Here is a 21,983-nt window from a genome sequence, read left to right as displayed (position 1 = left end):
AGGCTATCGCGTTGCCGAAATGCGGTACACGCGCAGGCTGAGAGGTATGAGAACGGCGACGAGCACTCCGATGCTGATCGCCGAGACGAGCACCGCGTTCTCCACCGGGAAACTTCCCGACGCGACGGGTCCGGTGTTTCCCCACAATTGCCGGCAGGCCTCGGAGACCGCGCTGACCGGATTCCACTCGGCGACGGTCTGCAGCCAGCCGGGAAGTCCGGAAAGCGGCATGAACGAGCTGGAGAGGAAGGAGAACAGGACCAGGAGCAGGGCGGCCACCCCGCTGATCGCCTCCAGGTTGCGCATCACCATGCCGAGGAGCGCGCCGACCCAGAGCATGGCGTAGGCGAAGCCGAGCAGCAGCAGGAAGCCGGCGGCGTTCTCGACGAACGAGCCGTGCACCCGCCAGCCGACTGCGAGGCCGGTCACCGCGACCAGCGCGATGCTCAGGGCCGCGGCGGCGAGGTCGGCGAGCGTGTGGCTGACCAGGACGGTGGCCCGGCCCATCGGCAGCGAGCGGAACCGGTCGATCAGGCCCTTGCCGAGGTCGCCGGCCACACCGATCGCGGTGATGCCGATGCAGGAGAGCCCGACCTGGGCGAAGACCCCGGCCATGATGTACTCGCGGTAGCTGCCGCCGGTGTTCTTCACCTCGACGACGGTCGCGAACAGGTAGCCCAGGATCACCACCATCGCGACGGGCGTGAGCGCCACGCCGATGATCTTCTCCGGGGTGCGCCGCAGATGGCGCAGGTGCCGGCCGGTGAGGGCCGCGACGTCACCGCCGTGGGCGAGCACCGAACTCATAGGGACGCCTCCGCCTTCGCTGCGTCGGGGTGCGGGGCCGGCGCGCCCGTGAGCTCGCCGGTCAGATGGAAGAACACGTCGTCGAGCGAGGGGCGCCGCAGCGCGAACTCCTCGACGGCGACGTCCGCGTACTCGAGCGCCGTCGCGGCGGACGCCAGCGCGCCCATCCCGTCCGGCAGTTGGACGTGGACGGTGCGCTGCCGCTCGTCCAGCTGCGGCGGGCTCACCGCGAGCGGCGCCAGCACGGCGGCGGCCTGCGCGAGCGCCGGGGCGTCGGCGACGGCCACCTCCAGGCGCTCGCCCCCGACCTTCCGCTTCAGCTCGTCGGAGGTGCCCTCGGCGATCACCCGGCCCCGGTCGACGACCAGGATCCGGTCCGCGAGGAAGTCCGCCTCCTCCAGGTACTGCGTGGTCAGCAGGACGGTGACACCCTGGTCGACCTGGTCCCGCACCATCCGCCACAGCGTGGCCCGGCTGGCCGGGTCGAGGCCGGTGGTGGGCTCGTCGAGGAAGAGCACCTCGGGCGAGGCGATCAGACTGGCGGCCAGGTCCAGGCGGCGCCGCATACCGCCCGAGTACTCCTTGGCGGGCTTGTCGGCGGCGGCCTCCAGCTCGAACCGCGCCAGCAGTTCGGCGGCCCGGACGGCGGCGCCCTTGCGGCCGAGCCGCAGCAGCCGGCCGAGCAGCACGAGGTTCTCACGCCCGGTCAGCAGCTCGTCGACGGCGGCGTACTGACCGGCGAGACCGATCCGGCGGCGCACCTCGCGCCGCTGCCGCACGATGTCGAAGCCCGCGACGCGAGCCGTGCCGGCATCGGGTTCGAGCAGGGTGGCGAGCGTGCGGACCGTGGTGGTCTTGCCCGCTCCGTTGGGCCCGAGCAGGCCGAGCACGGTGCCCGCCTCGACCGACAGGTCCACGCCGTCCAGGGCGCGGTGGCCGCCGTACTGCTTCGTCAGGCCGGCCGCCTCGATCGCGATGTTCACGGAATTCCCCCTTTCACGCCTCAGGTGAATTGGTTGGCTGGTTGTGGACTGGGGATTGCAGCAGTGATGTGGGTAAATGCAGAGCGGGGCTCCGGGTGAATGGATGACGGCCGGTGGACGCATCGCGGTCCACGCCGTCCGGACAACTCCCGACGAGAAGGAACCTAACCGGCGCGATGGCCGGATCACGCCGCTCCAGCTGGCCACAGGCTGCCGCTGCAGCATGCTGCAGACCCCGCCGCAGGCCGGCTGGCAGGATGCTGCAGCGGCATTCAACTGCCAAAAACACAAGGGAGGAAAAAGGCCACGGATATCTACAGTGAGTGACGTCGCTCATCAAAGGTCCCGCTGACGTCCCACTGGGAGAGGTAATGGCAAGGCAACGAAATCTGGCGGCTTCACTGGGCGCCTGGAGCGCCCGGCACCGCAAGACCGCACTTTTCGGATGGCTCTTCGCCGTCATCGCGCTCACGGTCCTCGGCGGCATGGCGGGGCAGCAGAGCCTGACCGAGGCCGACTACGGCACCGGGGAGTCGGGCCGCGCCGCCCGCGTCCTCGTCGACGCCGGCATCAAGACCCCGGCGCCCGAGATGGTCCTCGTCCACAGCGGCGACCTCACCGCCGCCGACCCCGAGTTCAAGAAGGCCGTCGCCGACGCCATCACCGCCGTGGACGGCACCGGCCTCGCACAGAACATCGGCGACCCGTACAAGACCGGCGCGGTCTCCGAGGACAAGCACGACGCGCTGATCCAGTTCGCGGTCAAGGGCGACCCGGACACGGCCGCCGACCGCATCCAGCCCGTCGTCGACGCGCTGGCGAAGGCCGACGAGGCCCACCCCGCCGTCACCCTCGGCCAGTACGGCGCCGCCAGCGGCCTCAAGGGCATCAACGACTCCCTCGGCGAGGACTTCACCCGCGCCGAGTACACCGCCGTGCCCGTCGCCCTCGGCATCCTGCTCGTCGTGTTCGGCGCGCTCCTCGCCGCCGTCCTGCCGCTGGTCCTCGCCATCACCGCGTGCGTCGCCGCCATGGGCCTGCTCGCGCTCTCCAGCCAGCTCGTCCCGGTCGACGCCATGACCAACTCGGTGCTGCTCCTGATGGGCCTCGCCGTCGGCGTCGACTACTGCCTCTTCTACATCCGCCGCGAGCGCGAGGAGCGCGCCGCCGGCCGCGACAAGGAGAGCGCGCTGCGCATCGCCGCCGCGACCTCGGGCCGCTCGGTACTGATCTCCGGCATCACCGTGGCCGTCGCCATGGCCGGCATGTTCCTCTCCGGTCTCACGGTCTTCGAGGGCTTCGCCATCGCGACCATCGAGGTCGTCCTCATCGCGGTGCTCGGCTCCATGACGGTGCTGCCCGCCGTGATGGCGATGCTCGGCGACAAGATCGACGCCGGCCGGATCCCGGGCCTGCGCCGCAAGGCCGTCGTCCGCACCGCGGGCGAGAAGCCGGGTCGGCTGCTCGGCGCGGTCCTGAAGGCGCCCGCCGTCTTCGCCGTCCTCGGCGTCGTGTTCCTGCTCGCCCTCGCCTCGCCGGCGCTGTCCATGAAGACCGAGAAGCTCGGCTTCGACCAGCTGCTGCCCGCCGACAACGTCACCGCCGAGACCGCCCGGCGGATCGAGAACGTCTTCCCCGGCGCCCCGGCACCGGCCCAGATCGTCTTCAAGACCGCCGACGTCACCTCCCCCGGAGCCACCTCCGCCATCGCCGGCTTCAAGCAGCGCGCCCTCGCCTCCGGCCACGTCAAGAACCCCGTCGAGGTCAGCGTCCACAAGGACGAGGACATCGCGGTGATCAGCGCGCCGCTCGCCGGCGACGGCCGCAACGCCACCTCCGTCCGCGCCCTGGAGGCGCTCCGCGGCGACATCATCCCCGCCACCCTGACGAAGGACGCGGCGGACCAGGCGCTGGTCGGCGGCGACCTCGCCTTCTCGACCGACTACAACGACCAGCTCAAGTCGTCGATCGTGCCCGTCTTCGCCTTCGTGATGGGCGTCAGCTTCCTGCTGATGCTGCTCTGCTTCCGCTCCCCGGTCATCGCCACCACCTCGATCGTCCTCAACCTCCTGTCCGTGCTCGCCGCCTACGGCGTGATGACCGCGGTCTTCCAGAAGGGCTGGGGCGACGAACTGGTCGGCACGACAGCCGTCGGCGCGATCGAGTCCTGGATGCCGCTCTTCGTCTTCGTCGTCCTCTTCGGCCTGTCGATGGACTACCACGTCTTCGTGGTCTCCCGGATCCGCGAGGCCTACGACCAGGGCGTCGGCAACCGCGCCGCCGTCGCCCACGGCATCCGCTCCACCGCCGGCGTCGTCACCAGCGCCGGACTCATCATGGTCGCCGTCTTCGCGGTCTTCGGCACCCTGTCCATGCAGGACTTCAAGCAGCTCGGCGTCGGCCTCGCCGTCGCGGTCCTGCTCGACGCCACCCTCGTGCGCGCCGTCCTGCTGCCCGCCGTCATGGCCCTGCTCGGCCGGTCCAACTGGTGGCTGCCCTCCTGGCTGAAGTGGCTCCCCGAGCTCTCGCACGGCGAGGAGGCGCCGGCCCCGGCCCCGAAGCACGCCGCGTCCTCCGCGCACCGGCAGACCGCGTCGGACGAGCACACCCTCGCGGGCCGCTGAGCCGGGCGAGCACACCCTCGCGGGCCGCCGAGCGACGGCGGCCCGCACCCTTCCATCCGCTCACGATCTCAAGGACCTTCTTCCATGTACGAGTTCAGCGTCGTCGGCGGCAAGACCGCGCGGGAGATCATCTCGGCCTCCCGCCAGGACATCGTCGACGTCGTCCGCGACACCTACCTCGCCCACCACGCGGGCGACTCGGTGAACCCCGACAGCTACTTCCTTCGCTTCCCCGAGAAGCCCGACGCCCGCATCATCGCGCTCCCCGCGCACCTGGGCGCCGGCGCCGACGTCTCCGGCATCAAGTGGATCAGCAGCTTCCCCGCCAACATCGAGCGCGGCATACCGCGCGCCTCGGCGGCCCTGCTGCTCAACGACCACGAGACCGGCTACCCCTTCGCCTGCCTGGAGGCCTCGCAGATCAGCGCCGCCCGCACGGCCGCCTCCGCGGTCCTCGCCGCGGAGCGGCTCACCGGCGGGCGCACCGCCGGGAAGCTGACCGTCGTCGGCGCGGGCATCATCGCCCGCAACATCCTGGAGTTCTTCGCCTCCCGCGACTGGCAGGTGGCCTCGGTCACCGTCCACGACAAGAACGCGGAGTACGGCGCCGCGCTCGCCGCCCACGCGACGGACGCCCTCGGCTACCCGGCCGGCACCGAGTCCGACCTCTCCGCCGCCCTCACCGGCGCCGACGTGATCGTCCTCGCCACCACCGCCGCCGAGCCGTACATCACCGACCCGGGCGCCTTCGCGCCCGGCCAGGTCGTCCTCAACATCTCGCTCCGGGACATCGGCCCGGAGCTGATCGAGGGGGCGTACAACATCCTCGACGACGTCGAGCACTGCCTGAAGGCCAACACCTCGCCGCACCTCGCGGAACAGAAGTACGGCGACCGGCACTTCGTCACCGGCACGCTCGCCCAGTTCATCCAGGGCGAGGTGACCACCGGCGACGACAAGCCGGTCATCTTCTCGCCGTTCGGCCTCGGCGTCCTCGACCTCGCCGTCGGCCTGCACGTCTTCCGCGCGGCGCGCGAGGCGGGCGAGGCCGTGGAGATCGCGGACTTCTTCGGCGAGACCAGCCGCTGGTAGTCCACCACCCCCACGCACGACGGGGCCCGGGCGGGTTCTCCCGCCCGGGCCCTCCCGCGTCCGAGGAAGGAGCGACCATGACCACCCCCCGCCCCGGCCCCCACGGGCGGACGTCGCCTGCCGCGGCCCTAGCCCACCATCCGGTAGGAGGCGGCCACGCCGAGGAAGACCAGCGCCGCCAGCGTGCTGCACGTGTAGTGCACCCGGCCGGTCACCCGCCACCAGCGCCGCCGCCAGGCGAGGAACGCGCATACGACCATGGCGCCCGTGGTCGCCAGCGCGACGCCGGTCAGCGCGGGGACCGCGGTCAGCAGCGGCGAGTCGCCGACGATGATCGTGCGGTTGAGGGCGTTGGGATCGGCGGCCAGCAGCATGAAGCAGACCGTGGCCGCGATGATCAGCGCACCGGACGTCCACAGCAGCAGCTTGGCGGCGCGTGCCCCGGCCGGCGCGCCCGGCGAGCGGCGGCGCACCAGGGCGAGCACCGGCAGCGCCAGCACTGTCAGGGCGAGGAAGCCGAGCGAGCCGAGCAGCACCCGCTGGTGCAGCGCGGGGGAGAGGTACCAGGGCAGCCGCTCGTAGGTGACGGAGGCGTCGGAGGCGACCGAGAGGCGCCCGTCGCGGAAGGCGATCCGGTCCTGGCCGCCCCGCTCCTGGAAGAGCCCCGGGCTCAGCTGCACCCAGTGCCGCTCGGTCACGTCGGGGTTGCGGGACAGTCCCGTCGTGGTCAGCGTCGCGCCCTCGCCCGCGCTCACCCGGACCGAGCCGATCAGGGCGCTCACCCGGGTCAGCTCCGAGGCACTCGTACGCGTCGAGCGGTACTCGCCCTCGTACGGCGTGACGTCGGCCTTCGAGACGGAGCGGCGGGCGGCGGCCGCGGTGCCGAAGTGGTCGGCGAAGCGGTCCACGACCTCCTGCCCCGCATAGGCGGCGACGCCGTTCTCGCCGTCGCCGTCGTAGACGACGTACACCGCCGCGTCCCGGTCCGGCAGCAGGGCCAGGTTGCCGTGGAAGCCGGGCAGGTCGCCGTCCTTGACCAGCATCCGCATCCCGTCCCGTTCCCGCTCCTCCAGGATGTAACCGAGGCCGGGCAGCCGGTCGTCGTTCCCGAACTGGCGCTTCATCAGGGCGTCGGCCGAGCGCCGGGTGAGCACCGGACCGCCGCCGTCGAGCAGCGCGCCGAGCAGCCGGCCCATGTCGGCCGCCGTGGTGACCGCGCCCGCGCCGGTCGGGGACCAGTCGCCGTACTGCCCGTCCTGGACCCGCTGGTGGCCGCCCTCCGGGCGGTGGCCGCGGGCGAGGTCCGCCGCGATCGCAGCGGAGTGCGGCTGGGCGAAGCTGGTCCGCGTCATCCCGAGCGGCCGCAGCACCGACCGGTCCAGATAGGTGGCGAACGGCGTGCCCGTCACCGTCTCGACCAGGTAACCGGCCAGCGCCACACCGTAGTTGTCGTAGCTGGCGATCTCACCCGGCGGACGCACCCGGCGCGGCTGGTGCGCGGCGAGGCTCTCGCCGAGCGGGCGCACGTCCTCGGGCCGGGTGGCGGCCCGCCCGATGATGTTGTTGTCGAAGCCCGCCGTGTGCGTGAGGAGATCGCGTACCGTCACGGGGTGCCCCGGATACGTGTCCTTCACCTTGAAGGTGGTGAGGTAGCGGTTGACGTCGGCCGACAGATCGAGGCGACCGCGCTCCACCTGCTGCAGGACCGCGACGGCCGTGAACAGCTTGGCGTCGGAGGCCAGGAAGAACCCGGTGCGCCGGGGGTCCACCGGGGTCCCCGAGGCCGCGTCGGCGACGCCGTACCCCTTCGTGAGGACCGGCCGCCCGTGCTCGACGACCACCACCGACGCACCGGGGATCCGGTAGTCGGCGAGCTGCTTGCGTACGAGCGCGTCGACCGCCCCCGTGAGACCGGCGGGCCCGGAGGCCGCGGGGAGTTCGGACGAGGCGCGGGTCTCCGCCCGGACCGCCGGCGTCGCGGCGGCGGTGCCGGCGCCACCCGCCAGCAGCAGCGGCACGCAGAGCGGGAGGAGCAGGTGCCGCAGTCGCAGTCGCAGTCGCTTCGTCATGGATACAGCCAAGCCGTCACGACGAGTACGGGACAGCCACCCCGGTGGCGTTCCGGGGTGTACCTGGGTACACCGTCGCGGACGGGACCCACGTCCCCTGCGCACGGTGTCCACAGGGAGAAGACTCAGGGCATCATCACGGCAGGGAGCCGTGCACAGAGGGGAACGGGACGACCGTGGACAACCTGAACATCCGCACCGGCCTCCGCGCCGTGGGCAAAGGACTGACCGTCCTCGGTCTCGCGATCGCGGAACTCGTCCTCTTATGCCTCTTCCTGACGGCGGTCTCGCTCATCGGCATCGGCCTGGGCGTCCTGCTCGTCCCGGCGCTCGCTGTCGCCGTACGGGCCGTCGCCGACGCCTCCCGCAGAACCGCGGAAAGCTGGTCGGGCCGCGCGATCGAGAATCCGTACCTCCCCGCGCCCGCCGCCGGACGGGGCCTCAAGGGGCAGTGGCAGCGCACCCACTGGGTGCTCACCGACCCGGCGACCTGGCGCGACCTGGCCTGGATGCTGGTCAACCCAGTGGTCGGCGTGGTCGTCGCCCTGATGCCCCTCGCCCTCGTCGCCGCAGGGATCGGCGGCCTCCTGATGCCCGTCATCTACCGCCCCATCGCCGACGCCGGCACCAACTACTACCTGTGGATCGAGATCAGCGACCTGACGTCCGCCTGGTACTGCGCCGCCCTCGGCGCCGTCCTCCTCACCGCAGGTCTCACCACCGGCCCCGCCCTGCTGCGCGCCCACGCCTCCCTCGCCCGCACCCTGCTCGCCCCCACCCGCACCGCCCAGCGCGTCCGCCGCCTCACCGACAGCCGCAGCGACGCCGTCAGCAGCTCCGCGGCCGAACTGCGCCGCATCGAACGGGACCTGCACGACGGGGCGCAGGCCCGGCTGGTGGCCCTCGGCATGAACCTCGGCGTCGCCGAGCAGCTCCTCAGCAAGGACCCGGAGGCCGTCCGCGCCATCCTGGCCGACACCCGCAAGGCCTCCGCCGCCGCCCTGACCGAGCTGCGCGACCTCGTCCGCGGCATCCACCCGCCGGTGCTCGCCGACCGCGGCCTCGCCGACGCGGTGCGCGCCCTCGCCATGGACAGCCCGCTCGACGTCACCGTCAACGCCGACCTGCCCGGTCGCCTCGAGGCGCCCGTCGAGTCCGCCATGTACTTCGCGGTCGCCGAGGCCCTCGCCAACGCCGCCAAGCACGCCGCACCGGACACCGTGAGCATCGACCTCTGGTACGAGGGCGGCGCGTTGCGCGGCCAGGTCATCGACGACGGCCAGGGCGGCGCCGACCCCTCGCGCGGCACCGGGCTGCGCGGCATCGAACGCCGGCTCGCCGCCTTCGACGGCCTCCTCGCCATCAACAGCAAGCCGGGCGGACCGACCACCCTCACCATGGAGCTGCCGTGCGTGTTGTCCTAGCCGAGGACCTCTTCCTGCTGCGGGACGGCCTCGTCCGCCTCCTGGAGTCCTACGACTTCGAGGTGGTCGCCGCCGTGGACACCGGGCCCGGACTGCTCCAGGCCCTCCTGGACCACAAGCCGGACGTCGCCGTCGTCGACGTCCGGCTTCCGCCGACGTTCACGGACGAGGGCCTGCGGGCCGCACTGGAGGCCCGGCGCCAGATCCCCGGCCTGCCGGTCCTGGTCCTCTCCCAGTACGTGGAGCAGCTCTACGCCCGCGAACTCCTCGCCGACGGCAGCGGGGGCATCGGCTACCTCCTCAAGGACCGGGTCTTCGACCCCGACGGCTTCGTGGACGCGGTACGCCGTGTCGCGTCCGGCGGCACCGCGATGGACCCCGACGTCGTCGCCAAGCTCTTCGCCAAGGAGTACCACCGCGACGGCCCGCTCTCCCGCCTCACCCCACGCGAGCGCGAGGTCCTCGGCCTGATGGCGGAGGGCCGCTCGAACGCCGCGATCGCCCAGGAACTGGTCATCACCGAACGCGCGGTGATCAAACACACGTCCAACATCTTCACCAAGCTCGACCTCCCCCCGTCGGAGGCGGACAACCGAAGGGTCCTGGCGGTACTGGCGTACCTCAAGTGAGGCAGGCTGCCGGCGCCTCCCCGGCTTGCTCGATCTCCGCCGACCACCGAAAGGAGCTCCCATGCCGCTTCCCATGACCGGCTGGCGAAAGAGCAGTCACAGCGGCGACTCCGAGGACGCCTGCGTGGAGGCCCGCGCCCATCCGGACCGCGACGGCGTGCTGCTCCGGGATTCAAAGGACCGAGGCCGCCCCGCACTGCCCTTCTCCGCGACCGCCTGGCACGCGTTCCTCAGAGGACGCCTGGGTTGAGGGCACCGACGATCGCAGGGGTGAGGGGATGGCCGGCGAGCACGTGGCGGACGGCGTCGAGGGGGACGGGACGCTCGTAGTAGTCCTCGAAGTGGGCCCGGACCGTTTCCGGTGAGCGGTCGGTGAGGAGGTGGAAGAGGTAGCCGGAGCCGTCCGGGTCCTCGCTGCCGGCGGGGAAACCGATGGCCGAGCCGGTACGCCATGCGGTGTCCCCGGTCTCGCGCCAGATGCAGACGGTGACCCGCGGGACGTCGATGCCCTCGTCACGGAACGCCGGCTCGTCCAGCAGCGGGCGCAGCGCCGCGGGCACCTCGTCGATGACACCCGGCCAGACCTGCTCGTCGTCCGTCCCGTACGGACTCATCTCCGACTCGTGGTCGAAGCCGCGTATGAGCACGCCGGCCGGGGTGAACAGGACGGAGAAGTCGTCCCCCGAGCCGTTCTCCATCAGCGCCGCCTCCTCGCCGGGGCCCCAGGCGGCGTCGAAGGAGTAGGTGCAGAACTGCTGATCGTCCCCGATCGTCGAGTCCAGGACGGCCAGTGCGCGCAGGTGGGCGCGGAGTTGAGCGGGGTCGGGGAGAAGGGCGGCGATCTCGGGCGCGGTGCTCATGACGCCATGGAACCAGGCCCCACTGACAACGCTGCTCTATTCGCTGCCGCCCCGCTGCGGGGTGAGCTTGTCGAGGTCCAGGTCGATCTCGAACGGCACCGGACGCTTGAGGGTGCCCCGGTAGATGCCCGCGGGTGCGTAGGCTCCGGTCGGTTCGTCGAGTTCGTAGACGTGGACGACCGGGGAGCCGCCTTCGTCCTCGATGCACCAGTAGTGCGGGATCTTGGCCTCTGCGTACTTGTGCAGCTTCACGGTGCGATCGCGGTGGGCGGACTCCGGCGAGACGACTTCGACGACGAGTCGGACGTCTTCCGGCGCGTACCACGTGCGTTCTGGGTCGTACGGGGCGGTCGTCACCAGCAGGTCCGGCTCCGGGCGGTTCCGCTTATCAAGGCGGATCGTCATCTCTCGCTCGACCTCGAGGCCGGAGGGCGCCGTGGCCATGAGCGCAGTGGTGAGGGAGGTGACAAGGCGGCCGTGCCAGGACCTCTGCGGCGACATCTTGAAGACGAGGAATCCGTCGCTCAGTTCGGTGTGGCGCGGCGCTTCCGGAAGGTGGTCCAGGTCCTCCGCGAACCAGCCTTCCGCGCGCGGCGGGCGGATCCAGTCGGGCAGTGCGGTCATGGTCCAACCGTAGCGATTCGGCGAGGACCGGACCACGAGATCGTGGGCGGGCCCGCGTCGAAACTGCTGACGGTGATCGTCATGCCCATATCAAGGCTGCTGGACAGCCTTTCGGGGAGAGCCCTTTCCCGCCGGCGCCACACCCCGTCGCGTCGCCTTCGCGCCCCGCACGCCACATCTGTCCGCCGCACGCTTACCATGCGCGCAGTCGTACGTCAGTTCTGTCCGCGTCGCCGACCCGTCCGATCCAGGAGAGCACGGTACCCGTGTCCATACCCCCGCCCCCCGGGCCTCAGCAGCCCCAGGACGACCCGTACCAGCCTCCGCAGGCCCCGAACCCGCACGCCCCCAACCCGCAGGCCTCGAACCCGCAGTACCCGCACCCGCACCCACACGGACAACCCCCGTACCCGCAGGGCCCCTTGCCGCACGCCCCGTACCCCGCCTCCTCCCAAGTGCCCTACGGCGCACCCCCGTACGCGGTCTGGGGGCAGGGGTACGCGCCCCTCAACCGGCCCGCGCCGGTCAACGGGGTCGCCATCGCCGCCCTCGTCCTCGGTGTGCTCTGCTTCCTCCCGGCCGTGGGGCTGATCCTCGGGATCGTCGCGCTGGTGCAGATCAAGAAGCGGGGCGAGCGCGGCAAGGGGATGGCGATCGGGGGCGCGGTGCTGTCCGGCCTCGGCCTCGCGGCGTGGATCCTGCTCCTGGCAACGGGCGGCGGGTCCGCGTTCATGGAGGGGGTCAAGGAGGGGGCGGCCCGCGACACCAGTCTGTCGCTGGTCAAGGGCGACTGCTTCGACGTACCGGGAGCCTCCTTCGACAAGGACGTCTACGACGTCGACAAGGTCCCCTGTGCCGGCGAGCACGACGCCGAGGTGTTCGGGGTCGTCCCGCTGCCCGGCGACGACTACCCCGGCGACAGCAGCGTCTCGGATCAGGCCGAGGGCGAGTGCTGGACGCTCCAGTCCGCATATGCGATGGACTCCTGGTCGCTCACCAAGGACGTCGAGGTGTACCACCTCACGCCGACCCGCGAGAGCTGGCAGTGGGGCGACCGCGAGATCACCTGCGTCTTCGCCCACGCCGGCGAGAAGGGCGCCCTCACCGGCTCCCTGCGCACCGACGGGACCACGCTCGACCCCGACCAGCTGGCGTTCCTGACCGCGATGTCCGCCTTCGACGACGCGCTCCTCCAGGAGCCCGAGGACCTCCCCGAGGACGACCTGGAGGCGAACCGCAACTGGGCGGCCGACATGGGCGACATGACGGGTGAGCAGGCGCAGGTGCTGCGCGGTCACCCCTGGTCCGCCGAGGCCCAGGAACCTCTCGCCGCCCTCGTGACGGACCTTCAGAAAGCGGCCGACGAGTGGACGGCGGCGGCCGAGGCCTCCGACGCCGACACCTTCTACGAGCACTACGAGAACGCGTACGCGTACGTGGACGGCGACGCCACCGTCACCGCGCGCAAAGCTCTGGGGCTGAGCACCACCCGACCCTCCTACGGCGACGGAGGCAGCGGCGGTGCGGGCGGTGGCACCGGCGGGGGCGGCCTCGACGTGTGATCACCTCCATAGTGGGCAGAAAGTGCCTGCGTAAAGCCCCCGGCCGGAGGAAGTCATCACATCGGGTGATTCTCTGGCCTTTGCTTGCATGGCGGAACCCACGGTTGCCAGGCTGTAGCTGTCTGTACAACCTGATGGGAGTGGCCAGTGACATTCGGTGAGCAGCCGGCCTACCTGCGGGTCGCAGGTGATCTCCGTAAGAAGATCGTCGACGGCTCGCTGCCACCGCACACCCGGCTGCCCTCACAGGCCAGAATCCGCCAGGAGTACGGCGTCTCCGACACCGTCGCGCTGGAGGCGCGCAAGGTGCTCATGGCGGAGGGGCTGGTCGAGGGCCGCTCCGGTTCGGGCACGTACGTGCGGGAGCAGCCCGTCCCGCGCCGGATCGCCCGCTCCGGCTACCGCCCGGCGAGCGGCGCGACGCCGTTCCGGCAGGAGCAGTCCGAGGGGTACGCGCGCGGGACGTGGGAGTCCAGCAGCGAGCAGACCGAGGCGAGCCGGGCGGTCGCCGAGCGGCTCGGCATCCAGCCAGGGGACCGGGTGATGTGCACCAAGTACGTCTTCCGGGAGGCCGGTGAGGCGATGATGCTCTCCACCTCCTGGGAGCCCCTGGCACTCACCGGCCGCACCCCGGTGATGCTGCCCGAGGAGGGCCCGCTCGGCGGGATGGGCGTCGTCGAGCGCATGCGCGCGATCGACGTCATCGTCGACAACGTCGCCGAGGAGGTGGGGGCCCGCCCCGGCCTCGCCGACGAACTCCTCGCCCTGGGCGGCGTACCCGGGCACGCGGTGCTGGTCGTCCAGCGCACCTACTACGCCTCCGGCCGCCCGGTCGAGACGGCGGACGTGGTCATCCCGGCGGACCGCTATCGCGTCGCGTACCACCTGCCGGTGCGGTGAGCCTCGGCCGCCGGGCGTGCGGCGCACAACCCCGCGGCAGTTGCCCCTGGAAACCGCCCGCCGTGCGGGCGCTCACAGGCCGTCGTAATCCGGTCGTTTCGCGCTGTTCCCGCAGGTCGCTCCCGGAAAGCCCGGCAACGCGCCGACCGGAGGCGTCATGTCCCGCGCCCGGCGCGTTCGGTCCCGTGCGCCCCCTGCGTCTTGGCTGGTTGCGTACCTGTTTGTGAAAAGCCGTGTTCGCTGCGTAAAGGTAAGGCGTACGCTCGGGCATATGCGGATTGCGGTTTCCTCAGAGGGTGGGGCGCGAAGCGGGCCGCGGACGACATCCAGGCGGACCGCCGAGGGAAGGAGACGCGGGGCGTGACGAACGACAGCACCACCTCTCTGCCGTGGCTCGTCATACGGCAGGACGACAACGGCAACCGCTACCGCGTAGGCCGGTACGCCACGCGCGCGGAGGCCCAGAAGATCGCGGACAGCCTCGACGGCCGCGGACACAAACAGCTCTACTGGGTAGAACGCATAGGCCCCAACGGCACCGCCGTCCGCGCCTGACACCACGCGGCCACCGTCCCGTAGGTCAGGCAAGCCGGTTGTCGGGTGTGGAGTCGCAAGACGCGGCGGAGGTGCCTGGTCGACTGGCGTCGAGGCGGGTGGTCGTCGGGGGTGCTGTACGCCGGTACATCCTGGCGACAGCCGCGCACTGCAGGGCCATGGATGCCGCCATGGCCAAGCAGATGCCGGGCATTCCTGCCCCCGACAGGCCGTACGCGAGCGCCAGTTGAAGCGTCACCCCGCACGTGGTGATCCGCGCGAGCGCGGGACTGTCACCGCTGCCCTCGAACACGCCGCCCACCGCGATGAAACAGGCGAGCAGTACCAAGTACGGTCCCAGGCACCGCAGATAGAGCGTGCCGGCCTCGGCCACGGCGCCTTCACTGCCGAATGCCCGCATGATCCATGGACCGGCGGTGAGCAGCGCCAGCGCGGCCGCGAGCCCCAGCGCCCCGGCGAGAAGCAGCGCCTGCCGCCCGATGGCCCGTCGCTCGTCGTGTCCGGCGCCGAGGCGGTGGGAGGTGCGGATGGCGGCGGCTTGACGTACCGAGTAGAAGGCCATGGTCGCGACGTACATGGCCTTGGTCGCGATTCCGTAGGCGGCGACTTCGGTGACACCGATCCGGGCGACGACGGCTACGAGGGCGAGCGCACCCGTCATCCGCACGACGAAATCGGCTGACATGGGCAGCCCGGTCGCGGCGACCCTGCGGGCATCGGAAGCGAGTGACCCGGTCCCGTACAGGGGCGCCCTGGCTGCCTCCTTCAGGAGGGCGTTGCGGCGCAGCGCGATGAATCCGCAGACAAGCGCGACCGTCCGGCCCAGCACAGTGGCGATCGCGGCCCCGCGGACCCCGAGCCCGCATCCGAGGATGAGCAGCGGATCCAGCGCGAGGATCAGTCCGTTGGCGAGCACGGCGAGCCTCATCGGGGTGCGGGTGTCGCCCGTGCCTTTCAGGATGCCGTCGATGACGTTGGTCGCGAAGAACACCGCGATTCCCGGCAGCGCGATCGTGAAGTAGTCGGTGGCGAGGGGCAGCGAGCTGTCTTCGCCGCCCCCGAGCACGAGTCGGGCGAGTGGCCGGCGGCACAGGAAACCGCCTACGGCGACGACGGGCGTGACGATCGCCCACAGCGTCCAGCCGCCACGAACGGCGGCCCGCATCGCTGCCGGATCCTCCGCGCCTCTGGCCCGTGCGACCAGCACGGTCATGCCCGACCCCGCGACGAGGATGACGCCGAGCAGCAGGTTCTCCAGGTTGGTGGCGACGGCCACCGCGGCGACAGCCTCTCCGCCGAGCCTCGCCACCCAGACCATGTTGATGACCCCGGCGGTGACGCCCGCGAGCAGTTCCAAGTAGACCGGATACGCCAGCGACACCAGCTTGCGCCGGTGCTCTGCTGCCCTCATGACCGCGCCCCCTCTTTTCGTTGTACCTCGATTAGAGGTACAGCGGAAAGAGGTAGCATGGCCGCGCGGGACGGGCAAGCGTCCGGACAGGCGCAGGAAGGGGTTCGGCCGCGTGCTGGAGCTGTCGATTCTGGGTTTCCTCTGCGAGGAGCCCTTGCACGGATACGAGTTGAAGGCCCGCATCCAGGGCCTCAGCGGCCACATCCGCCCAGTCAGTGACGGCGCGCTCTACCCGGCCATCACCCGGCTGGTGAAGGCGGGTCTGGTCGAGCAGCGCACCGAGCCGGGAAGCGGAGCGGCACCCCGACGGATCCTTTCCCTCACCGAGGCGGGCCGCTCCGGCCTCCAGGCCCGGCTCCGGGACCCCAAGGACACCGAAATCACCGATGGGCAGCGCTTCTTCACGCTGCTGGCGTTCTTGCGCCACCTCCCCGACCGGGCGGAGCAGGCCGCCGTCCTCCGTCGTCGACAGGCCTTTCTCGACGCGCCGGCGAGCTTCTTCTACCGCGAGGGCGAGCCGGTCCGGGCCGAGGAGGCGCCGGATCTCTTCCGCCAAGGCATGCTGCGCATCGCCCGCGCGACGGGCGCCGAGGAGAAGCGGTGGCTGGCCGAGGCGATCGCGACCCTGGAGGGCTGAGACGGCCCGGCGGACGCGTGCCCGGCTCGTTAAGGTCCTGACTGACGAGGGTTCCGGATGGCGAAGGCGGAGTGATGACGGTCCTGATCGACACGGTGGCGTGGGTGCTCGTGGAGAACGGCAGGATTCTCTGCGCCAGGCCCCGGGGGAAGGACGTCTTCTACATCCCCGGTGGCAAGCGGGAGGGTGCGGAGAGCGACCTGGAGACCCTGCTGCGTGAGATCAAGGAGGAGCTGACGGTGCTCCTCGATCCGTCCACGGCGGCGCACGTGGGGACATATGAGGCCGAGGTGCCCGGCGCGCCGACCGGCACGGTGGTGCGCATGAGTTGCTACACCGCGCACTACGAAGGGACGCTGTCCGCGAGCAGCGAGATCGAGGAGACCGCCTGGTTCTCGTACGCGGACCGCCCGCTGGTTCCTCCGGTCGACCAGCTGCTGTTCGACGAACTCAAGGCCGGCGGAACATTGCTCTGAAGGTGCGCCGAGCCCGGCTCCCCTCAATCGGCGGTGCTCACGCGTCTCTGATGATCACGCGCTTCCCGGAGAGCTTCGACCAGCCGTCGCGGTCGGAGGTCAGAGCTGGACAGGCCTCGGCGTCCGGTCCTGGGGCGGAGCTCACTGACCAGCTCGGATGGCATCGAGACGGGGATGTTCTCAACCTCGTACCCGGTGCCTGCCTGCTGCCTGCCGTGCGGGAGGCGGCGGCCCGACTCCGGTCGCTCGCGCGGTAAGGCGCAGGCGATATCGGGTATGGGCCCATTAACCCCAAGAAAACGGACAGGGGTGTTCCTCGCCGGGCCCGGGATGTGATCGGCGTGATCGACAGCGGAGGCGAGCGCGCCGAGTGGACCTTCCCCGCGGATCCGGGAGCGGTGCGCACGGCTCGCGGCGCTGTCCGAGGGCAGTTGCGCGGCTGGGGCCTCGAGAGTCTCGGCGACCTCGCCGCCCTGCTGGTCAGCGAACTGGTGACCAACGCGCTGCGGCACGCCACCGGCCCCATCGGCGTCCGGCTGATCCGCCCGGCCGGACTGGACGGCGTCCTGCTGGTGGAGGTCTCCGACCCGCTGCCCGATCCGCCGCACGAGCGCGTCGCCGAGCTGGACGACGAGGGCGGCCGGGGGCTGCAGCTGGTCGCCTCCTCCTCGCGCCGCTGGGGCACCCGCCCCGGAGGCATCGGCAAGACGGTGTGGTTCGAACTGGCCGTGCCCGGTTGAGCCGGAAGCCCACGGGAGCCGGGCCGCGTCTGGAAGGCTGGGGCTCCGGAGGCCCGCGCGCGATGCCTGTCGCGCCGGCGCCCGCCCGTGCGTCGCGCCCCGGCCGGCGGCTCCCGGACGCCTCCCCGGCGACCCGTGCCGGAAGGTGTGGTTCGACCACGGGTCCGCTGGTTAGAAGACTGGCAGTGTTGTCACGGAACGGTCCGGAAAACAGTGGGACCGAGCTGTGATCGTGAACACCGTGCCGCGCGGCGCCGTAGTGCTGGATACTGCGGGCAGCCGCCCCCGGTGACCGGTGCCGGGCGCGGTGAGCTGGAGGGGACGGTTCGCGTGAGCGAGATACCAGCGAAGGCCACGGAGTCCGAGGACCCGTCGGACGGCGCGAGGGCGAAGGCCGCGGGTGAACTCGCCGCCGGCGTCGGTCGCGACGCCGGGCGGGACGCCGGACACGCCGACGTGACCGACGGCGACGGTGAGGGCGAGGGCCGCTGTCGGGAACGCCGGGGCGAAAACGGCGGCCGGAGCGGAAACACCGGAACGAACACCGACCCCGGCATCGACGGAAACTCCGGCACCGACGGAAACCCCGGCACCGACGGAAACCCGGGCCGCGACGAACCCGCCGCTCACACCCCGTTCGGCCACGACGGCCTCGGCGGTCTCGGCGCACTCGGCGGTGAGGCCCAGCCCGCGGACGCCATGTGGCAGAGCAGTCCGCCCGGCTCGATCTACGACTACATCAGGGTCGCCTCGTTCTCGATCGGCCCCGACGGACTCGTCGACCAGTGGAGCCTGCGCGCCGAGCAGATCTTCGGCATCCCCGCCGGGCGGGCCGTCGGCATGGATCCCATCGACGCGTTCATCGACCCCGACCTGCGCGAACACGGCCAGCGCAAGATGGCCGAGATCCTCGACGGCCGCGAGTGGACCGGCGTCGTCCCCTTCCGGATGCCCGACACCGACGACGGCCGGCGCGGCGAGGACGGACTCGCCGAGGTGTACGTCATGCCGACGCGCACCCAGGAGGGCGAGAAGGCCGCCGTCTGCATAGTCGTCGACGTCCGCACCCTGCGCAGCATCGAGACCGACCTCGCCGCCTCGCAGGCGATTTTCGGCCAATCGCCCTTCGGCTTCCTGCTGATCGACCCCGACCTGCGGGTCCGGCGCGCCAACCACCGCTTCGCCTCCCTCTTCGGCGGCACCCCCGACGACCACCGCGGCAAGGGCGTCCACGACTACCTGCCCCGCTCCGAGGCCGAGCGGGTCAGCGCGATCCTGCGCCGGGTGCTGCAGACCGGCGACTCCATCACGGACATGCACGTCACCGGGTTCGTGCCGGACTCCGACGAGCGCCGCCACTGGTCCATCAACCTCTACCGCGTGCACAGCGGTTCGGGCCGGCCGATCGGCATCGCCTGGCTCGGCATCGACATCACCGCCCGCCGCGAGGCCGCCCGCGAGGCCGCCGCCGCCCGGCGCAATCTCGCCCTTCTCAACGACGCGGGGGCCCGCATAGGGAACTCCCTCGACCTGGAGACGACCGCGCGCGAACTCCTCGACGTGGTCGTGCCCGGCTTCTGCGACCTGGCCACCGTCGACCTCTACCAGGGCCTCCTGGTCGGCGACGAGACCCCGCACGGCCTCGCCGACGGCAGCGCCGAACTGCGCCGCGTCGCCTTCGCGTCCGCCGTCTCCGACGCCCCGTTCGCCGCCGGCGGCACCCCCGTCGCCGTCGGCGCGGTCCACCACTACCCCTTCAACTCCCAGTGCGCGGACGCCCTGCGCACCGCACGCCCGCAGTACATCCCCGGCGAGGAGGGCGGGGCCGTGCAGTCCACGCTCGCCGTCCCGATGGTCGCGCACGACACCGTCGTAGGACTCGCGCAGTTCTCGCGGACCAAGGGCAGCGAGCCGTTCGGGGACCGCGACCGGGACCTGGCCGTGGAGCTCGCGGCGCGGGCGGCGGTGTGCATCGACAACGCGCGCCTGTACCGCCGTGAGCACGAGCGGGCGTTGATACTGCAACGGTCCCTGCTGCCGCCCGGCGACCCGGTCGCCTCCGGACTGGACATCGCCTGCCGCTACCTGCCGGGCAGCGTCTCCACCGGCCGCCCCAGCGAGGTCGGCGGCGACTGGTTCGACGTCATCGAACTGCCCGGCCACCGTACGGCGTTGGTCGTCGGCGACGTGATGGGGCGCGGGCTGCGCGCCGCGGTCGCCATGGGTGAACTCCGCACCGCAGTCCGCACGCTGGCGCTGCTCGACCTCGAACCGGCGGAAGTGCTCTCGGCGTTGGACGAGATCGCACGCGGCCTCGGCACCCCCGGCGGGGTCCAGCAGGCGACCCGCGCGGCCCGCCGCCCCCGCGAGGCCGACCTGTCCGAGGTGTACCTCGCGACCTGCGTGTACGCGGTCTACGACTCCGTCACCCGCCGGTGCACCTTCGCCAACGCGGGCCACCTCCCGCCGGTGCTGGTGGAACCCGGCGAGGCGGCGCTGATGCTCGACGTGCCGCCGGGCATGCCGCTCGGCGTCGGGGGCGAGCCCTTCGAGGAGGTGGAGGTCGACCTGCCCGAGGGCGCGCTGCTCGCGCTCTACACGGACGGCCTTGTCGAGTCCCGCGACCATCCGCTCGACGAGGGGCTCCAGGCGTTCGTCGGCGCGCTCACCGACCCGTCCAGGCCGCTGGAGGACGTCTGCGACCACGTCCTCAACACCCTCGACACCCACCACGGCGAGGACGACATCGCCCTGCTGATGGCACGTGTCCAGGGCCTGCCCGTCGACTCGGTCGGCGACTGGACCCTGCCGCGCGAGCCGCGCAGTGTGGGCCGGGCCCGCGAGCACGCGCGCACCCAACTGCTGGCATGGGGCCTCGAACAGCTCGTGGACACCACGGAGTTGCTGGTCAGCGAGCTGGTGACGAACGCGCTGCGGTACGGCGAGGGCGAGATCCGGCTACGGCTGCTGCTCGACCGCACCCTCGTCTGCGAGGTCTGGGACGCCGGTCTTGTCCAGCCGCGCCGCCGTCGCGCCCGCGACACCGACGAGGGCGGCCGGGGCCTCCAACTGGTCGGCCTGCTCTCCGCGGCCTGGGGCTCCCGGCGCACCCCGCGCGGCAAGACCGTCTGGTTCGAACTCCCCCTCCCCGACGGGGAGACGACGCTCACGGACCCCGCGGAGGCGCTGCTCAGCCTGTTCTGACCCGCGGTCCCGCGTGATCGCAACCGGAACACCCGTTCCCCTCGTCCTCTTCGGCAACGTCGGCCACACCGCTCCGGCCGCACCGCCGGGCAGCACGTCGTGCGCCACCCGCACGCACGCGCGCGCCAGAAGGGGGACCGTGATGGACAGCTCGCCGCAGACCGACGAGCCCGCGGCCGAGAAGAGACGACCGGAAGAAGAGGCACAACCGACCGAGGAATCACGACCGACCGAGGAGCCACGACCGACCGAGGAGCCACGACCGACCGAGGAAGCCCAGCCCACCGGGAAAGCACAGCCCACCGAGGAAGCCCAACCCGCCACGCCCCCGCCGAGCAAGCGACGCCGCCTGCTCCGCCGCCTGGCCCTCGCCGTCTCCCTGATCCTTCTCCTCCCCCTCCTCGCCGCCCTCACCGCCCTGCGCGTGAACTACATGGGGGACCCGGCCGACGGCACGTTCACCCGGGGCAAGGACGCCCTCTGGCTCGGCCACGCCTGGGTCGACGGCCGTAAGCAGGACGCCGACGTCACCGCCCTCGCCGCCCGGCTGAAGCGCTCCGGCATCCGCGACCTCTACGTCCACGCAGGCCCTCTGGAGCACGACGGCACACTGCCCGCGTCGGCGTACCCGAACGCCCGCTGGTTCCTGACCGCCGCGCACCGCGAGATGCCCGGGATCAGGGTCCAGGCCTGGCTGGGCGACGTCCTCGCCAGCGAGGGGGCCGGCGGCATGCGGCTGGAGAGCGCCCCGACCCGGGCCGCCGTGGTGCGGTCAACCCGCGAGATCCTCGCCGCCGGCTTCGAGGGCGCCCACTTCGACCTGGAGCCCCTGCACTCCGACGACGCCGACTACCTCACCCTCCTCGACGCCCTGCACGCCGTCACCGCGGCCCGGGGCGTCCCGCTCTCCGTCGCCGCCCACCAGATCGACCCGCTGCCGGGCCTCCACACCGCCCGGGGCACGCTCACCGGCCACCCGAAGTGGTGGTCGCAGCGGTTCTTCGGCCAGGTCGCCCGCCGCGTGGACCAGATCGCGCTCATGTCGTACGACACCATGCAGCCGCTGGAGAGCACGTACGGCGGCTATGTCGCCCAGCAGACCTCCCTGGCCCTGGAGGTCACCCCGGAGACCACCGACCTGCTGATGGGCCTGCCCTTCTACCACCAGAAGGGGTTCGGCCACTGGGAACACGCGGAGACCGTCGCCGGCGCCGTCCGCGGCGTACGCCTCGGCCTGTCCCGCACGGACGCGGACCGGCGCAACTTCGGCGTCGCCGCCTACGTCGACTTCGCCGCACAGGAGAAGGACTGGCAGGCCTACCAGGACGGCTGGGTCCGGTAGGGCGTGTTTCGAAAGTCCCGCCTGCCCGGCGACGCCTGGCACGC

19 protein-coding genes are annotated in these 21,983 nt (G+C 71.7%); 13 read left to right on the top strand and 6 right to left on the bottom strand.

What is annotated here, in order from left to right; genetic code table 11:
* Positions 1-3 precede the first annotated feature (3 nt).
* Both ACFYXA_RS18690 and ACFYXA_RS18685 read right to left on the bottom strand, forming a co-directional pair.
* A complete protein-coding gene (locus ACFYXA_RS18690) occupies positions 4-807 on the bottom strand; it encodes an ABC transporter permease (RefSeq protein ID WP_352246725.1) in 804 nt (267 codons plus the stop codon).
* Positions 804-1,790, bottom strand: coding sequence for an ATP-binding cassette domain-containing protein (locus ACFYXA_RS18685; protein WP_352246724.1), 987 nt, complete (start codon positions 1,788-1,790; stop codon positions 804-806). Before ACFYXA_RS18685 ends, ACFYXA_RS18690 begins: the two co-directional genes overlap by 4 nt.
* A 371-nt stretch (positions 1,791-2,161) precedes the next feature.
* Here ACFYXA_RS18685 and ACFYXA_RS18680 point away from each other — a divergent pair, with 371 nt between their 5' ends.
* Positions 2,162-4,414 (top strand): MMPL family transporter, encoded by a 2,253-nt coding sequence (locus ACFYXA_RS18680; RefSeq protein ID WP_389034004.1) that lies wholly within the window; start codon positions 2,162-2,164, stop codon positions 4,412-4,414.
* 84 nt (positions 4,415-4,498) lie between these two features.
* Positions 4,499-5,506 (top strand): 2,3-diaminopropionate biosynthesis protein SbnB, encoded by a 1,008-nt coding sequence (gene sbnB, locus ACFYXA_RS18675; protein WP_389034001.1) that lies wholly within the window; start codon positions 4,499-4,501, stop codon positions 5,504-5,506.
* Between the two features lie 128 nt (positions 5,507-5,634).
* Here sbnB and ACFYXA_RS18670 read toward each other — a convergent pair whose 3' ends face one another.
* Entirely contained in the window at positions 5,635-7,575 is a 1,941-nt protein-coding gene (locus ACFYXA_RS18670; RefSeq protein WP_389033998.1) for a serine hydrolase domain-containing protein, read from the bottom strand.
* A 176-nt stretch (positions 7,576-7,751) separates the two neighbouring features.
* Here ACFYXA_RS18670 and ACFYXA_RS18665 point away from each other — a divergent pair, with 176 nt between their 5' ends.
* The 3 genes from ACFYXA_RS18665 (at position 7,752) to ACFYXA_RS18655 (ending at position 9,878) form a co-directional block, all read left to right on the top strand.
* A complete protein-coding gene (locus ACFYXA_RS18665; RefSeq protein ID WP_352246720.1) occupies positions 7,752-8,999 on the top strand; it encodes a sensor domain-containing protein in 1,248 nt (415 codons plus the stop codon).
* Entirely contained in the window at positions 8,984-9,628 is a 645-nt protein-coding gene (locus ACFYXA_RS18660) for a response regulator transcription factor (RefSeq protein ID WP_130443895.1), read from the top strand. The genes ACFYXA_RS18665 and ACFYXA_RS18660 overlap by 16 nt, the downstream gene beginning before the upstream one ends.
* 61 nt (positions 9,629-9,689) lie before the next feature.
* Positions 9,690-9,878: a DUF397 domain-containing protein gene (locus tag ACFYXA_RS18655; RefSeq protein ID WP_389033993.1), complete on the top strand. Its 189-nt coding sequence runs from the start codon at positions 9,690-9,692 to the stop codon at positions 9,876-9,878.
* Here ACFYXA_RS18655 and ACFYXA_RS18650 read toward each other — a convergent pair.
* On the bottom strand, positions 9,859-10,488 hold the full coding sequence (locus ACFYXA_RS18650; RefSeq protein WP_389033990.1) for a hypothetical protein: 630 nt from the start codon (positions 10,486-10,488) through the stop codon (positions 9,859-9,861). The genes ACFYXA_RS18655 and ACFYXA_RS18650 overlap by 20 nt on opposite strands.
* A gap of 36 nt (positions 10,489-10,524) precedes the next feature.
* Entirely contained in the window at positions 10,525-11,112 is a 588-nt protein-coding gene (locus ACFYXA_RS18645; protein ID WP_389033987.1) for a Uma2 family endonuclease, read from the bottom strand.
* A gap of 266 nt (positions 11,113-11,378) precedes the next feature.
* Here ACFYXA_RS18645 and ACFYXA_RS18640 point away from each other — a divergent pair, with 266 nt between their 5' ends.
* From ACFYXA_RS18640 to ACFYXA_RS18630, 3 genes are all read left to right on the top strand, one after another.
* The gene (locus tag ACFYXA_RS18640; protein ID WP_389033984.1) at positions 11,379-12,674 is read left to right on the top strand and encodes a DUF4190 domain-containing protein; all 1,296 of its coding nucleotides are present in this window, start codon (positions 11,379-11,381) and stop codon (positions 12,672-12,674) included.
* Positions 12,675-12,821: 147 nt separating this feature from the next.
* On the top strand, positions 12,822-13,574 hold the full coding sequence (locus ACFYXA_RS18635; protein ID WP_352246715.1) for a GntR family transcriptional regulator: 753 nt from the start codon (positions 12,822-12,824) through the stop codon (positions 13,572-13,574).
* Between the two features lie 360 nt (positions 13,575-13,934).
* Positions 13,935-14,129, top strand: a complete 195-nt coding sequence (locus ACFYXA_RS18630; RefSeq protein ID WP_352246714.1) for an SPOR domain-containing protein — start codon at positions 13,935-13,937, stop codon at positions 14,127-14,129.
* Between the two features lie 25 nt (positions 14,130-14,154).
* On the opposite strand, the gene ACFYXA_RS18625 is transcribed toward ACFYXA_RS18630, so the two are convergent.
* Complete coding sequence (locus ACFYXA_RS18625; protein ID WP_389033979.1) at positions 14,155-15,540, bottom strand: MATE family efflux transporter; 1,386 nt, start codon at positions 15,538-15,540, stop codon at positions 14,155-14,157.
* Between the two features lie 112 nt (positions 15,541-15,652).
* On the opposite strand from ACFYXA_RS18625, the gene ACFYXA_RS18620 reads away from it, so the two are divergent.
* The 5 genes from ACFYXA_RS18620 (at position 15,653) to ACFYXA_RS18600 (ending at position 21,939) form a co-directional block, all read left to right on the top strand.
* Positions 15,653-16,177: a PadR family transcriptional regulator gene (locus tag ACFYXA_RS18620; RefSeq protein ID WP_389033975.1), complete on the top strand. Its 525-nt coding sequence runs from the start codon at positions 15,653-15,655 to the stop codon at positions 16,175-16,177.
* 74 nt (positions 16,178-16,251) lie between these two features.
* A complete protein-coding gene (locus ACFYXA_RS18615) occupies positions 16,252-16,653 on the top strand; it encodes an NUDIX domain-containing protein (protein ID WP_389033972.1) in 402 nt (133 codons plus the stop codon).
* A gap of 332 nt (positions 16,654-16,985) precedes the next feature.
* The gene (locus tag ACFYXA_RS18610; protein WP_352246710.1) at positions 16,986-17,393 is read left to right on the top strand and encodes an ATP-binding protein; all 408 of its coding nucleotides are present in this window, start codon (positions 16,986-16,988) and stop codon (positions 17,391-17,393) included.
* 330 nt (positions 17,394-17,723) lie between these two features.
* A complete protein-coding gene (locus tag ACFYXA_RS18605; protein WP_389033967.1) occupies positions 17,724-20,597 on the top strand; it encodes a SpoIIE family protein phosphatase in 2,874 nt (957 codons plus the stop codon).
* 142 nt (positions 20,598-20,739) lie between these two features.
* On the top strand, positions 20,740-21,939 hold the full coding sequence (locus tag ACFYXA_RS18600; protein ID WP_389033964.1) for a hypothetical protein: 1,200 nt from the start codon (positions 20,740-20,742) through the stop codon (positions 21,937-21,939).
* The last annotated feature ends 44 nt before the right edge of the window (positions 21,940-21,983 follow it).

Source organism: Streptomyces sp. NPDC002566 (assembly GCF_042889585.1).
Taxonomy (GTDB): Bacteria; Actinomycetota; Actinomycetes; order Streptomycetales; family Streptomycetaceae; genus Streptomyces.
This window is presented reverse-complemented; position numbering and strand designations above follow the sequence as displayed.